The 13,685-nt window shown below is 69.3% G+C and carries 11 protein-coding genes and 1 pseudogene; 2 read left to right on the top strand and 10 right to left on the bottom strand.

Annotated features, from left to right (window positions below; all coding sequences use genetic code 11):
• Nucleotides 1-2: 2 nt before the first annotated feature.
• Both ACK1X7_RS04245 and ACK1X7_RS04240 read right to left on the bottom strand, forming a co-directional pair.
• Nucleotides 3-716, bottom strand: coding sequence for a class II aldolase/adducin family protein (locus ACK1X7_RS04245; protein WP_078638652.1), 714 nt, complete (start codon nt 714-716; stop codon nt 3-5).
• Between the two features lie 9 nt (nt 717-725).
• Nucleotides 726-2,057 (bottom strand): SUMF1/EgtB/PvdO family nonheme iron enzyme, encoded by a 1,332-nt coding sequence (locus ACK1X7_RS04240; RefSeq protein ID WP_390795468.1) that lies wholly within the window; start codon nt 2,055-2,057, stop codon nt 726-728.
• A 735-nt stretch (nt 2,058-2,792) separates the two neighbouring features.
• Between ACK1X7_RS04240 and ACK1X7_RS04235 the strand changes: the two genes are divergently transcribed.
• Nucleotides 2,793-3,890, top strand: coding sequence for a LacI family DNA-binding transcriptional regulator (locus tag ACK1X7_RS04235; protein ID WP_413114646.1), 1,098 nt, complete (start codon nt 2,793-2,795; stop codon nt 3,888-3,890).
• Here the strand turns inward: ACK1X7_RS04235 and ACK1X7_RS04230 are convergent.
• From ACK1X7_RS04230 to ACK1X7_RS04195, 8 genes and pseudogenes are all read right to left on the bottom strand, one after another.
• A complete protein-coding gene (locus tag ACK1X7_RS04230) occupies nt 3,884-4,822 on the bottom strand; it encodes a carbohydrate ABC transporter permease (RefSeq protein ID WP_385149595.1) in 939 nt (312 codons plus the stop codon). The genes ACK1X7_RS04235 and ACK1X7_RS04230 overlap by 7 nt on opposite strands.
• A gap of 7 nt (nt 4,823-4,829) precedes the next feature.
• On the bottom strand, nt 4,830-5,780 hold the full coding sequence (locus ACK1X7_RS04225; RefSeq protein WP_390795469.1) for a carbohydrate ABC transporter permease: 951 nt from the start codon (nt 5,778-5,780) through the stop codon (nt 4,830-4,832).
• A 31-nt stretch (nt 5,781-5,811) separates the two neighbouring features.
• Nucleotides 5,812-7,119: an extracellular solute-binding protein gene (locus ACK1X7_RS04220; protein ID WP_385149601.1), complete on the bottom strand. Its 1,308-nt coding sequence runs from the start codon at nt 7,117-7,119 to the stop codon at nt 5,812-5,814.
• Nucleotides 7,119-9,011 (bottom strand): glycoside hydrolase family 2 protein, encoded by a 1,893-nt coding sequence (locus ACK1X7_RS04215; RefSeq protein ID WP_385149604.1) that lies wholly within the window; start codon nt 9,009-9,011, stop codon nt 7,119-7,121. Before ACK1X7_RS04215 ends, ACK1X7_RS04220 begins: the two co-directional genes overlap by 1 nt.
• Nucleotides 9,012-9,134: 123 nt before the next feature.
• On the bottom strand, nt 9,135-9,368 hold the full coding sequence (locus ACK1X7_RS04210; protein WP_043236480.1) for a hypothetical protein: 234 nt from the start codon (nt 9,366-9,368) through the stop codon (nt 9,135-9,137).
• A gap of 86 nt (nt 9,369-9,454) precedes the next feature.
• On the bottom strand, nt 9,455-10,471 hold the full coding sequence (locus tag ACK1X7_RS04205; protein ID WP_398161020.1) for a hypothetical protein: 1,017 nt from the start codon (nt 10,469-10,471) through the stop codon (nt 9,455-9,457).
• Nucleotides 10,472-11,359 (bottom strand): annotated as a pseudogene (locus ACK1X7_RS04200) (sulfatase-like hydrolase/transferase); the annotation flags it as partial.
• Nucleotides 11,360-11,380: 21 nt separating this feature from the next.
• Nucleotides 11,381-12,571, bottom strand: coding sequence for an ROK family transcriptional regulator (locus ACK1X7_RS04195; protein ID WP_398161018.1), 1,191 nt, complete (start codon nt 12,569-12,571; stop codon nt 11,381-11,383).
• A gap of 326 nt (nt 12,572-12,897) precedes the next feature.
• Here ACK1X7_RS04195 and ACK1X7_RS04190 point away from each other — a divergent pair, with 326 nt between their 5' ends.
• Nucleotides 12,898-13,665, top strand: a complete 768-nt coding sequence (locus ACK1X7_RS04190) for an NPP1 family protein (RefSeq protein ID WP_385149613.1) — start codon at nt 12,898-12,900, stop codon at nt 13,663-13,665.
• Nucleotides 13,666-13,685: the final 20 nt, after the last annotated feature.

Here is a 13,685-nt window from a genome sequence, read left to right as displayed (position 1 = left end):
TGTCACTTCCCGCGCCGGCAGGTCGTCTCGTACAGATTCCGGTACTGCCGGTCGGCGAATTCGAGCTTGGCCAGCGCGCGTCCGGTCTCCAGGGCCGTCTCGTGCGGGATCAGCCGCGGTGTGCCGACGGCCTCGGCCATGAGCTGGGACGCGGCGGCCCGTTCCATCACGATGAACAGCCAGATCGCCTCGCCCAGGGAGCGGCCCCCGGCCAGGAAGCCATGATTCTGCATGATCACGGCAGTGCCGTCGCCCATGGCCTCGATGACCTCCTTGCCCTCCTGGCGCGCGTTGACCAGACCGGTGAACCGGTCGTACAGGCCGTGCCGCCGGTAGAGGACGCAGGCGTCCTGGGTGATCGGATCGAGCAGTCGGCCCAGGGACGACCAGGTCTTGCCGTACATCGAATGGGTATGGGCGAAGGCCACCAGGTCCGGCCGGTTGCGATGCAGTTCACCATGGAGCGGGTCCACCGAGGGATTCAGCTCGCCCGAGCCCTCCAGGACGGTGCCCTGCGCCCCGACGAGGAGCAGATCGTCGACCCTCACATGGTGGAAGTCCAGACCGAAGGGATTGACCCAGTAGGCATCCGGGTCCTCCGGGTCGCGCACGCTCACATGGCCCGCGATGCCCTCGCTGTAGCCCAGCTCCGCGAGCAGATGGATCCCCTCCACCAGAGACTGCCGCAGCACATCGCGCTCGCCTCGGTCCGGCATGGTGCAACCTCACTTTCCAGAAGCGTCGTATACGCAGCGAAAGCCGACTTCGTTGTGCCGGTCGGTGAGCAGGTCCTTGCCTCGGTAGAAGGTCGACAGGCAGACCGGAGGCGAGGTCCACGTCCCACCGCGCAGCACATGGAAAGCCTCGGGACGGTTCATGAATTCCTGGCCCGAACGCCCCTTGAAGAAGGGGGCCATATCGGCCCGGGTGAAGAAATTGGTGCGGGTGAGCTCCCAGACGTTCCCCGCCATGTTGAGGACGCCGTAGGGGCTCGCGCCGGCCGGATGGGAGTCGGCCGCCGCCACCGGGCGCTCGGGCCAGGAGACGGTCGTGGTGACGAGCAGCTCCTCCAGTTCCGCGAGATTCCGGATGTCGTCGCGGCCGTATGCCGTGAAGACGCTTTGTGCCTTGTCATTGCTCCATTCGTCGCCCCATGGGTAGATCCGGCCGTCGGTTCCGCGGGCGGCCTTCTCCCATTCGTTCTCCGAGGGCAGCCTGCCTCCGGCCCAGCGGGCGAACGCGTAGGCGTCGTACCAGTCGACCCCGACCACCGGGAAGTCCGCCCCGTTGAACCGGGGATCGTGCCAGTGCGCCGGGGTGTAGTCCTTGCCGTCGGGCTCATCGGGGTGGGCGAACTCCCTGGAGCCGCCCACCGCGTCGAGGAATTCCGCGTACCGGGCGTTGGTCACCGTGGTCCGGTCGATGTAATACGCGGGAAGTTCCTCGGCGCGCAGCGGATTGTCGGTGTTGTCCATCTGGAAGGGGCCGATGTCGTTCACCCGGGCCCCGGCGATGAAGGGCCCGGCCGGAATGAGTACGGCATCGCGCAGGTCCGGTTCGCGTCTGGCGGAGTCCACCGTGGCCCGCAGCCGGGCGAAGTGGCGGTCCTCCAGCTCGCGCAGCTCGTCCGGATCGGTGGAGTCGAAGAAGTCGAGGAGGGCGCGCTTGGTGAAGGCGGCTCCGCAACCCACGGGTTTGCGGGCGTAGGCGGGCTTGGTGAAGTTGCTGGGCCAGCCGGAGATGCGGATCATATGGGCCACCGCCTCCGGCACCCGGTGCTCTCCGGCGACCTTGATGGCGGTGAAGGCCACCCAGTCGACGTCGTCGTGGATCGCCTCGGTGATCGCCGTCCGTGCCTCGGGCGCGTCGACGAACCGGGCGCCGAGGGTCTCCACGGCGAGGCGTCTGACGTTCCAGTCCCGGTGCCCGACCGCCCACTCGGCCAGTTCCTTCGGCGAGAGGTCGCCGTCGGCGGCATCGGTCAGCGCCTTTTCTATCCGCTGGATCCGATCACGATACTCCTGGCCTTGAAGGGAGTTTATCGATTCCTCGTTCAAGAGTCCGTGCAGCAATGTCCCACCCACCCTCGTACACACTGCCCTGACGGGGTGCCGGGCGAATACGGAGATCCGCCCGGCACCCCTTACCTATCGGTCGCGGCGATTACCACTTCGTCGCGGCCTCACCCGCCTCGCGGGAAGCCAGGAAGTCCTCGGCTGTCATCCTCAGTCACCTCCATTCGCTCGCCGGTCGGAGTTTTCCAAGCCACGCGCACAGCGTGGCCACTCATGGGCGCCCGAGGGCGCGGTGACGAGAAGGTCTCCCGTTTCAGAGATTCCTGAGAGATGCGTACCGGCCGTGATCGCACCGGACCGGGATCTTGCACTGACGGGCGCTGTGGGTCAGCAGCGCACCATGCTCATCTGCATCTTCGAAAGAGTCCGAGGGGATCGGACCCCCAGGAAATCAGTGGCACTACACTTCCTCCGTTGCGTGACGTCCAGCATCCGCTCGGGGAGTCGCATGTACACCTCACGGCACTATAGGCATCCGTCACCTCCGTCACAACGGATGTGAGCCCAAAAGTTTTTCGGCTTTGTGTAATCTTGGTGTTCGAGCTGAATTGAGTATTCCATTCCGGTTGTGTTTCGATCTTCGCGTCACCCGTCCCCCGGGGCGCACCCGTCTCCCGGGAGGCACTCGTCTCCGGAGGGGCGGCCGTCGCCCGAGGGGACGGGGCCCGGGTGGTGCCCGCGATGCGGCCCGCCACCGTCACGCTCTAGGATCGGTCGGTGACCGCCGTGAAACAGCAGACCACCAGGGATCAAGCGGCACCGGGGCGGAAGCGCTCGGACGGTGCCGGCCGCAGCGCCACCGTCAAGGACGTGGCGACGCTCGCCGGGGTCTCCCCGAAGACCGTGTCGAATGTGATCAACGGCTTTGTGCATGTGTCCCCGGCGACCCGGGAGCGGGTCCAGCGGGCCATCCTGGAGCTCGGCTACCGGCCCAACCGGGTGGCCCGCAACCTCCGCCGCGGCAGCACCGGCATGATCGGGCTGGTCCTGCCCGAGCTGGACGTCCCGTACTTCGCCGAGCTGGGACGCCACTTCCTCACCACGGCCGAGGAGCACGGCCGCACCCTGCTGATCGAGCAGACCCTCGGTGACCGCGAGCGGGAGGCGGCGGTGATCCACGGGCTGGGCGACCAGGTCGTGGACGGCATGGTGGTGAGCCCGCTCGCGCTGCACGGCAGCGCGCTCGCGAACCATCTCGACACCGTGCCGCTCGTGCTCATCGGCGAGCGCCCCAGCGGCGGCCTCGCCGACCATGTGGTGATCGACAACGTCGCCGCCGCGCAGCAGGCGGTGAGCCATCTGGTGGCCGGCGGGCGCCGCCGGATCGCCGCCATCGGGGTGCAGCCCGAGCCGTACATCGGCACACCGCTGCTGCGCAGGACCGGCTACCGCCAGGCGCTGGAGGAGGCCGGGCTGCCGCTGGACCCCCGGCTGGAGCGGGAGACCCCCCGCTACCACCTGGCCGAGGGCGCCCGGGCGATGGCGGCGCTGCTCGACCGGGCCGAACCGCCGGACGCCGTGTTCTGCTTCAACGACGCGCTCGCCCTCGGCGCCCTGCGCACCCTGTACGAGCGCGGGCTACGGGTGCCGGACGACATGGCCGTGATGGGCTTCGACGACATCGAGGCCGCGCGGTACAGCACCCCGAGCCTGAGCAGCGTGGCACCGGACAAGACCGCCATCGCCCGGCGCGCCATCGATCTGCTGCTGGAGCGGATCGAGGCACCGGACCGCCCGCCCCAGGAGGTCGTCGTCGGACATACCCTTCACGTCCGCGAGTCCACCGAGGGCGGTGTCGCCCGGATCGCTCACTGACCTCCCAGACCCGTGGTGGCCACCGACCTCACGATCTGGCGCTGGAACAGCATGAAGACGATCAGCAGCGGGATGGAGCCGAGGATCGAGGCGGCCGACTCCTGGGCGTTGCGCAGCCCGGTGGAGTCCTTCACGGTCGACAGCCCCACCGGCAGCGTCATGAGCTGCGGATCGCTGGTGCTGATGAACGGCCAGAGGAAGTTGTTCCAGGTGTTGATGAAGACGAATATCCCCACGGCCGCCAGGATCGGCCGGGACAGCGGCAGCACCACACTCCAGAACACCCGGAAGCTGCCCGCCCCATCGATCCGGGCCGCCTCCTCGAGCTCACGCGGAATGCCGTCGAAGAACTTCTTCAGGATGAACACCATCGCGGGCGCCACCACTTGCGGCAGGATCACCGCCGCATAGGTGTCGACGAGGTTCATCGCGAGCATCTGCCGGAAGAGCGGCACGATCAGGATCTGCGGCGGCACCATGATCGAGGCGATGGTGACGGCGAAGAGCACGCGGCGGCCGCGGAAGAGCGTACGCGAGAAGGCGTACGCCGCCATCGCCGAGATGGTCACGGTGATCGCCGTGACGCATACGGCGATCACGACGCTGTTCACCGCCCACACCGGGAGATTGCCCTGCCCGAGGATGGTCCGATAGGCGTCGAGGGTGAAGCCCGCCTTGGGGATCCAGTCGGCGCCCGAGGCGCTCGCGTCGACCTCCGTCTTGAACGAGGTGTCCACGCCCCAGCCGAACGGCACCAGCCAGATCACCGTCATCAGCGCCAGCGCCAGCAGCGTCAGCACGCGGGGGAGGGGACCCGTTCCGAGCGTGGGGTGCCAGGCACGGCCGCCGTAGCGCCGCCGCCGCACCACCTCCCGGGGCATGGTCGAGCGGGGCTTTCCGGGAGTACGGGGGGAGAGTGTCTCGGTGGTCATGGCGCGATCAGTCCTCCCTGCGCGAGAAGATCTTGAGCTGGGCGAGCGAGAGGATGATGATGATCCCGAAGAACACGTACGACACCGCAGAGGCATAGCCGAGCCGGTAGTTGGTGAAGCCGGTGTCGTAGATGTACTCCAGGATCGGCCGGGTGGCCCCGTTCGGGCCGCCCTTGGTCAGCAGATAGATCTGGTCGAACACCTTCAGCGACGCCATCACCTGCAACACCGCGATCAGCGCCGTGGTCCGGCGCAACTGGGGCAGCGTGACCGACCACAGCCGCCGCCACGCACCGGCGCCGTCGAGCGCCGCCGCCTCGTAGAGGTGGTCCGGGATCGCCTGCAACGCGGCCAGGTAGAGCAGGAAGTTGAAGCCCACCGTCCACCACAGGGTCACCAGCCCGATGGACCACATCGCGTACTTCTCGTCCGTCAGCCAGGCGATCCCGTCCATCCCGAACGTCTGGAGCACGCTGTTGAGCATCCCCCGGTCCGGCTGGAACAGCATGCTCCAGATCTGGTAGACCACCGCCACCGGCAGCAGGTGCGAGGCGAAGAAGGCCAGCCGCCACAGCCACTGACCCGGCATCCCCGTGTACACCAGCAGGGCCATCACCAGGGCGACGATCACGAGCGGGACGGTGGTCAGAACGGTGAACCAGACCGTGTTGCCGAGGGTCTGCCACACCTGGCTGTCGCCGAACGCCTCGGTGTAGTTGTCCAGGCCGACGAAGACGCCGTCACCGTGTCCGGTCAGGCTGGCGTCGGTGAAGCTCATCCACAGGCCGATGCCGATCGGCACGAGGAGGAAGAGCGTGAAGAACACCAGGAAGGGGGTGGCGAAGAGCCACCCGGCGCCGCCCGGGGACCGTCGCCGGTCCGTGGCGGCGGCCCATCGGGATCCGGCGCGCCGGGATCCGGCCGCGGCCCGCCGAGCGGGTGTGGAGACGGAAGCCATCACATCGCTCCTTTCTGCGATTCGGTCGCGATCAGGCCGGATTCGGCTGGGCCATCAGGGTGTTGATCTGGGAGACCATCGTGCGCACCGCACTCGCCGGGGACGACGAGCCGCCGAGCGCGGGATCGAGCGCCTGGCACATCCGCGTCTGGAAGTCCGAGCCGGAGCCCGCGAACCACACGGGCGGGTCGAGCACGAGCTGCTTCGCGGCGCCCGCGTACTCCGACTGCGGACGCAACTTGGCGTAGCCCGCGGACGAGACGGCCGGTGTGTACGCGGGAATGTGCCCCGCCGATGCCCACGTCAGCCCGGACTTGACCAGCTCGGCCACGAATTGGTGGGTGCGCCGCCGGTGCTCCGGATCCGGGTTGTCCTGGTGCGGCAGCACCAGCGCATGGCTGTCGGACGCCCCGGCCGGACGGTCGTAGAAGGTGGGGATGGGGGAGCCGCCCAGCCGGTCCTTGAGCGCCGTCTTGTAGGTGGCCATGTCCCACTCGCCGGAGAAGATCATCGGGGAGCGGCCGTTGGCGAAGGAGGCGATCGCCGTCTGGACGTCCATGGTGCGGCTGTCGCGTGCCAGGTCGGTCATGAAGCGCACCACCTCGACGGCGGTGTCCTCGTCGATCTCGGCCCGCTCGCCGGTGAGGTCGAAGGTGGCGCCGGTCTGGCTGAACAGCGTCCAGAACATCCGCCAGCCCATCGCCGCGTCGTTCGCATGGCCGAAGACCGGCCCGAGCTTGCCGGTGTCCTTGCGGAGCTTGTCCATCAGCTCCAGGGCGTGCTTCGGCGATTCGAAGGGCACGAGTTGCCCGTCGCCCGTGAGCAGACCCGCCTTGTCCATGACGTCCCGGTCGAAGAAGACGACGAAGGGGTGGGTGTCCAGCGGAATGGCGTACGGGGCGCCCTCGTACAGACTCCGCTTGACCAGCGTCTTGTTGAGGTCGTCCTGCTTCAGGCCGAACTCCGCCAGCAGATCAGTGTCCCAGGGGTCGAGCAGACCGCCGGGGGCGTAGCCCGCCAGCCGGGTCAGGTGCATGATCGCGACATCCGGCGAGCGGCCGCCGGCCGAGGCCATCGCCAGCTTGGTGTAGTACGGCGGGCCCCAGTCCAGCACCGTCGTCCTGACCTTGAGATCCGGGACGCGCTTCTCCACGTTCCGGGTCATCGTCTTCATCAGTTCGCCGTCGGGGCCGGTGAACAGGGTCCAGTACTGGATCTCGTCGGCGCTCGCCACGCTCCCGGCGATCGATCCGCAGCCGCTGAGCGCGGACGCCGATATGGCGGCGCCCGCCCCGTACACCGCGCCTCTCAGCAGACCGCGCCGTGACAGACCGCTCATCACTCCTCCTCACCGGCGGGGCGCTCGAAGGCGGCGGGGCGCTGCTGGGCCGCGCGCACCCGCGCCACGTCGAGCTTGCTGCTCCGGTCGAAGCGGTAGACGCCGTTCTGCTCCTGGAAGACATCGGTGAGCTGGGTGTAGCAGTAGCCGAACATCAGGGGGTCGTCGAGCAGCGCCGCGGTCAGCCCCGCGAAGCGCGTGTGGAACTCCTCCTCGGTCCGCGGCCGCTCGCCGTAGCCCCAGGACACCTCGCGGTCGTCACCGGCCGCGGCCTCCGCCTCCTCCGGATTCCACCAGATGCCGCCGAACTCGCTACAGAAGTAGGGCTGGCCGCGGTACGGCAGCGACCACACCGCGTCGGTGTCCCGCTTGCCGGGGTTTCCCCGGTTGTCGGGGTTGAGGAACGGCTCGTCCTTGTCCAGCCCCGCCATCTGGCGGCGGAACGCCTCCGGGTCCTGTTCATAGCTGTGCGAGTCGTATACGTCGGTCTCGGCCACGCGGTGGGAGTAGCCGGAGGCGTCCAGGACCGGTCGGGAGGTGTCGGCGGCCTTCGTGGCCAGGAACATGCCCCGGGTGACATCGTCCAGGACGGTCTGCCGGTCGTGGAGTTCCTGGTGCGTCTCGTTCAGCGGACACCAGCCCACGATGGACGGATGGGAGTAGTCCCGCTCCACGGCCTCCAGCCACTGCGCGACGAATCCGGCGGTGGGCTGCTGGTTGTCCCGGGTGGTGCGCCCGGTGCCGGCTCCCCAGTCGCCGAACTCGCCCCAGACGAGATAGCCGAGCCGGTCCGCGTGGTGCAGGAACCGCTCCTCGAACACCTTCTGGTGCAGCCGCGCCCCGTTGAACCCCGCGGCCAGCGACAGCTCGATGTCCCGGACGAGCGCGGCGTCGTCGGGCGCGGTCATCAGCCCGTCGGGATACCAGCCCTGGTCCAGGACGAGCCGCTGGAAGACGGGGCGGCCGTTGAGCAGCAGCCGCTTGCCGTCGATGGCCACCGACCGCAGCCCGGCGGTGCACTCGGCGCGGTCCACCGCCTCGCCGTCGGCGTCCAGCAGCTCGATCCGCACCCGGTACAGATGGGGGTCCTCCGGGGACCACGGCCGGTGCCGGTCCTCCGGCAGCGCGAGCACCATACGGGGTGCCATATCGAGGTCGGCGCGCACCGTCGCCTCGGCCACCGTCTCGCCGTCCGCGTCGCTCACCCGGGCCGTGAGCCGGTGGCCGGGGCGGTTGGTGCTGAGCGGGAGTTCGAGGTGGAAGGCCCCGGACGCGAGGTCGGGGGTGATCCGGGGCCTGCGCAGATGGACCTCGGACACCGGCTCCATCCAGACCGTCTGCCAGATACCGGTGGTGCGGGTGTAGTGGCAGTCGCTGTTGGCGTACTCGGTGGCCTGCTTGCCGCGCGCCTGAGGGCCGTGCCGGGCGTCCCGGGCCCGAACCACGAGCACCACCTCGGTCCCTTCACCGGCCGGGTCCGCCACCTCGCCGAGGTCGGCGGTGAAGGAGGTGAAGCCACCGCTGTGCCGGGCCACTTCGCGGCCGTCGGCCCAGACGGTGGCGTCGTGGTCGACGGCCCCGAAGTGCAGCAGCACCCGTCGGCCGGCCCAGTCCGCCGGGATACGGACCGTGCGCCGGTACCAGACCGCAGGGTGGAAGTCGGTGTCACCGATCCCCGACAGCTCGGACTCGGGGCAGAACGGGACCAGGATCCGCCCGTCCAGCTCCTGGTGCACCAGACCGCGTTCGAGTCCACTGTCACCGGGGTCGAACGCGAACTGCCAGGTGCCGTTGAGATTGAGCCACTTCTCGCGGACGAAGCCGGGACGGGGATATTCGGGTCGCGGAACGGCGTTCGACACGTCGGGCGAGGGGATGTCGGTGTGAGCCATGGGGTCTCCGGGGCGGGGCGGGGAATCGGCCGGGCAGGGGTATGCCATCACCCGTTTACATCGTTGTAAAGGTCCCGCGCACCATCTTTTACGGCGACCTCGGGCGGCCGCCGGTGGGCGTGGCTAGATCTCGCCCTTCTTCACCTTGTACAGCTCGATGTCAGTGTTGGCGAAAAGGTGCACATAGCCGCAATTCCAGCAGATCAACCCGGTGGCCGATTCATTGGCCCAGCCGAACTTGAACAGCTCCATACCGGTGCTGTTGAGCTTCACCTCGCGGTCCCGGAAAAGGTCGCCCTTGCAGAACACACATGTGATCCACACGTCCCCGATCGCCGCACGTACAGGCTTGGCCACGCTCGCTCACCTTCTCCGGCCGCCGAAGCGGCCCCCGTCACGCATCAACAAAGTGATCAGCATAGGACGGGGGCTCGCCCGGAAGGTCAGCGGCGGTAGGTGCGCACGTAGTCGAAACGAGCGAGGGCGCCCGCGGTGTTCTGCGCGACCAGCCCGATCCTGAGCCTGAGCGACGTCGGCAGGGTCCAGACGCCGGTGTGGACCCAGTGCGCACCGTCCGTGCTGGTGGCGGCGCTCACCTCGGTCTCGTCCCGCGCGGTGTCGGCGTGGTATGACAGCCGCATCCACAGCGTGTCCGCGGGCGGACCGCCGAACATCGGCCCGTAGGCCACCGGGGTCGGCGGTGTGGTGGGGCGCTCGCCCTCCTTCGCGAACTCCGTGACGTGCGTGGTCTTCCCGTCGGTGTGGCTCACCGGGAGCACCGCGTGCACCAGCTTCAGATAGCGGTCGTCGTTCCCGTAGAGCACCAGCCCGGCCTGCTGATTGGTCCGCCCCGGAGCGAAGCGGAGCCTGGTCTCCACGGTGTAGTCGCCCGGGGGAGCGTCGCGGGTCAGCACCGACGCCGTATTGGTGCCGAGATACAGCTCGCCACCCTGAGTCGGCCAGGGAAGGGCGCCATCGGCCATCGTGACCCCGGACGCCGGGCCGCGCACCCATGACCACGGCGAATCCGCGGTGGTGCCGGGGACGGTGGTGGTGTCGAAGTCGTCGCTGTAGGCGGGCAGCAGCGGGCCCGGCAACCGCTCGGGGACGCGGGTGGTGACCGGTGTGTGGAGCGCCGCGGCGCCCACGTTGTCGGCGTCCGCCCCGGCGCCGCGGGCGGCGACACCGACCTTGCCGGGGCGGACCGCCGCCGCGGGCAGCGTCCGCTCCTGGGTGGCCACCGCGTACCACAGACCGTCCTTGCCCCGGATCATCACCGGGTCGGGGAAGGCGTCGACCACTCCCGCCGTCAGGGGGTTGTGGTACGTGGGCGCCTCGCGGGCCGTCGTGGTGTCCTCCGTCGCCGGGCGCGCGGCGGCCGTCGCCCGGGCCGCGGGCAGCAGCCCGGCCAGCAGTGCGCACAGCAGCGTGGTGACGAGGGTGCCAGGACTTCGTCTCATCTACGGGGTCCCTTCCGGCTCGAAGGAGCTCAGGCTCGGGTCGTAGTCAAGGTCCCCGATGTCGAACATCGGGGTCATCCAGTGGTAGAAGTTGTCGCCGCGCTCGCGCAGCAGGTCGTACAGGCGGCGCATCAGGCGGCGGCGCACGGGCAGCAGCTCGGGGTGCCCGTAGCGGTTGGTCAGCTCATGGGGGTCGGTGTCCAGGTCGTACAGCTCGTTGACCGACTCGGGGTTGACGATGAGCTTGTGGCGCTCGTCGCGGATCATCCGCTGCGGATACGGGAAGTGGTGGCCGTGGAACTCGGCCAGCAACTCGGTGCGCCACCGTGGATGTTCGCCCCGCACCAGCGGCACCAGGCTTCGGCTGTCCACGGCCGGTGCGGTGTCGCAGCCCGCGAGGTCCAGGATGGTGGCCGTGCAGTCGGTGAGGCTGACGAACTCCTGGCGGACCTGCGGAGCCGCCCCGGGGACGCGGATGATACCGGGGATGCGGTAGATGTCCTCGTACATCGCCGGGCCCTTGTCGTGCAGCCGGTGGGCGCCGGTGAACTCGCCGTGGTCGGCGGTGAAGAACACCGAGGTGTCATCGGCCAGCCCGAGTTCGTCGAGGCCGGTGAGGATGCGCCCGATCTGCTCGTCGATCAGCGTGACATAGCCCCAGTAGACCGCGATCAGCTTGCGGGTCACCTCGATCGGGATGGTGTCGAAGGTCCAGTGGGCGCTGTAGTTGCGCTGCACCGGTGGCTTTCCCTCGAAGGTCTCGGCGATCGAGGCGGGCAGCTCCACCAGGCCGGGGTCGTAGGCGTCGAAGTACGCGTCGGGCAGCAGATACGGCAGATGCGGCCCGAAGAAGTGGGTGGCCAGGAAGAACGGCCGCCCGTCCGCGGCTTCAGCCCGGGGCGGGCCGGATCAGCCCGGACGGGCCGGGTAATGGCTGAGCAGGGGGGATTCATGCAGGACAAGGGCGATGGCGCCCAGCGCGCCACCGGCCTCGCCGAGCGTCGCCGGCCTCAGGTCCACACGGTCCCGTGAGATCGGCATGATGTGTGCGCGCAGCGCCCGTTCGACCGGCTCGAAGAGCGGTGTGCCGGCCGCGGCCAGTTCGCCACCGAGCACGATCACCCCGGGTCCGACCGCGTTGCACACCGCCGCCAGCACGGTGCCGATATGGACGGCGGTCGCCTCCAGCGTGCGCAGCGCCACCGGATCGCCGGCCTCCAGCGCCCCGAGGAGCGCGGCCAGGCCGTCCGCGTGTCCGCCCGCGCGGCGGTAGGCGGCGAGCACGGCGCCCACCGAGGCCACCGTCTCCAGGCAGCCGGTGGCGCCGCACGAACATCGCCCGTCGCCCGACTCGACCGCGATATGGCCGAACTCGCCGGACAGGCCGTACGCCCCCCGGTGCAGGGAGCCGCTCACGACCAGCCCGCCGCCCACACCGTGCGACAGCCGCAGATACAGCACGTCCTGACCGCCCGCCGCCGCGCCCCAGGTGGCCTCGGCGAGCGCGGCGAGCCGGGTGTTGTTGTCCACCAGCACCGGGGCCTCGAAACGCTTGCGCAGCAGGGCGGGCAGATCGGCGGAGGGGCAGGGTTCCGGCGGCCCGGAGTCGGGATCTGAGACCGGGCCGACCACACCCACCCCGATGGCGTTCAGCGCGCCCAGCCGCAGGGCGCCGTCGGCGAGTGTGCCGACCAGCCGCTCGGCCAGGGTGATCCGCTCCTCCCAGGGCAGTCCCGGGTCATGCGGTTCACTGGCCGAGCCGATCACCTCGTGTGCGACGTTCACCGCGGAGACATGCACCGCCCGGCGGGCGAAGTCGATACCGATGGCCTGGCCCGCGCTGGGGTTGAGGGTCAGCGCCTCCACCGGCCGTCCCCGGCGGCGCGGGGCCGTTTCCGGCGCCGTGGCGACTACGGCGCCGCTCTCGATCAGCTCGGTGACGATATCGCTGAGGGTGGTCCGGGAGAGTCCGCTGTGCTGTCCCAGTTCGGCCCTGCTGAGCGGGCCGTGTTTGCGCAACAGCTCCAGTACCAAGTCTTCGTGGCCCCGCCGCAGCCGGGCCAGCGGGCCGTCCTGATGGGGGTGCATGCCGAACAGCATGGGCACGCCACGCTATTTCGTCAACGCCCCGGAATAAAAGAAGGCTCAGGTGTCGCGGACGGTCCGGAGGCCGGGGTCGTCGGTGGAGCCGTCGGGTGTGTGGAGGCGCGGGCGGCAGCGCGGCAGCGGTTTCGCCGGAAACCCTCCGCGGGCCCGCCACCGCCGCCCCCTCCTGGGCGCCACCCCACTTCACCTGCTATAGCTGTTGGCTGACTCTTCATCACGGCGACATCTCCCGCCGCCGCTCAAGGAATGCGATCATGCTGACCTGAGCATGCCAACCACCCCCCTCGTGGTGCCACGCCGCGGTCGTTCAGGAGGACGCAGTGAAGAAGAGTTCGCGGATCCGTAGGGGATCCGCCATCCTCGGCAGCGCCATCGCGCTCGTCGTGGCCTTTCCGGGCAGTGCGCTCGCGGACCCGCCCACGGCGCTGCCCGCCAACGCGGACGGCACGGAGCAGACGTTCCAGCCGGCGTTCGACTACGACACCGACGGCTGCTACCCCACCCCCGCCATCGGGCCCGACGGGACCATCGCGGGCGGGCTCAACCCGAGCGGTGCCCTCAACGGCCAGTGCCGCGACTCCTGGGACCTCGACAACACCAACGGATACTCCCGCTCCAAGTGCAACAACGGCTGGTGCGCGATCATCTACGGCCTGTACTTCGAGAAGGACCAGGCCGTGGCCGGGAGCGGGCTCGGCGGACACCGCCACGACTGGGAGCATGTCGTGGTGTGGGTGCAGGACAACGAGGCCAAGTACGTCGCCACCTCGGCCCACGGCAACTTCGACATCTACAACCGGGACCAGATCCGCTGGGACGGGACCCACCCCAAGGTCGTGTACCACAAGGACGGCGTGAGCACCCACTGCTTCCGCCCGGCCAACTCCAACGACGAGCCGCCGGAGAACCACCACCAGACCTGGCAGTACCCCGCGCTGGTCGGCTGGAACGGCTACCCCGCCGGGCTGCGCGACAAGCTGAGCCAGGCCGACTTCGGCAGCGCCACCCTGGGCCTCAAGGACAGCACCCTCGCCTCGCACCTCGCGAAGGCCAAGCCGTCCGAGATCCCCTTCGACCCGAACGCGTGAGCGGCACCGCCCCGGGAGGC

It is taken from the genome of Streptomyces sp. CY-1 (genome assembly GCF_047218265.1).
In the GTDB taxonomy this organism is placed as follows: domain Bacteria; phylum Actinomycetota; class Actinomycetes; order Streptomycetales; family Streptomycetaceae; genus Streptomyces; species Streptomyces niphimycinicus.
This window is presented reverse-complemented; position numbering and strand designations above follow the sequence as displayed.

Bases quoted from the DNA above. Each gene is read 5' to 3' on its own strand.
- ACK1X7_RS04225 (WP_390795469.1), bottom strand. From the start codon at position 5,780: ATGGCTTCCGTCTCCACACCCGCTCGGCGGGCCGCGGCCGGATCCCGG.
- ACK1X7_RS04245 (WP_078638652.1), bottom strand. From the start codon at position 716: ATGCCGGACCGAGGCGAGCGCGATGTGCTGCGGCAGTCTCTGGTGGAG.
- ACK1X7_RS04220 (WP_385149601.1), bottom strand. From the start codon at position 7,119: ATGAGCGGTCTGTCACGGCGCGGTCTGCTGAGAGGCGCGGTGTACGGG.
- ACK1X7_RS04230 (WP_385149595.1), bottom strand. From the start codon at position 4,822: ATGACCACCGAGACACTCTCCCCCCGTACTCCCGGAAAGCCCCGCTCG.
- ACK1X7_RS04215 (WP_385149604.1), bottom strand. From the start codon at position 9,011: ATGGCTCACACCGACATCCCCTCGCCCGACGTGTCGAACGCCGTTCCG.
- ACK1X7_RS04205 (WP_398161020.1), bottom strand. From the start codon at position 10,471: ATGAGACGAAGTCCTGGCACCCTCGTCACCACGCTGCTGTGCGCACTG.
- ACK1X7_RS04195 (WP_398161018.1), bottom strand. From the start codon at position 12,571: ATGCTGTTCGGCATGCACCCCCATCAGGACGGCCCGCTGGCCCGGCTG.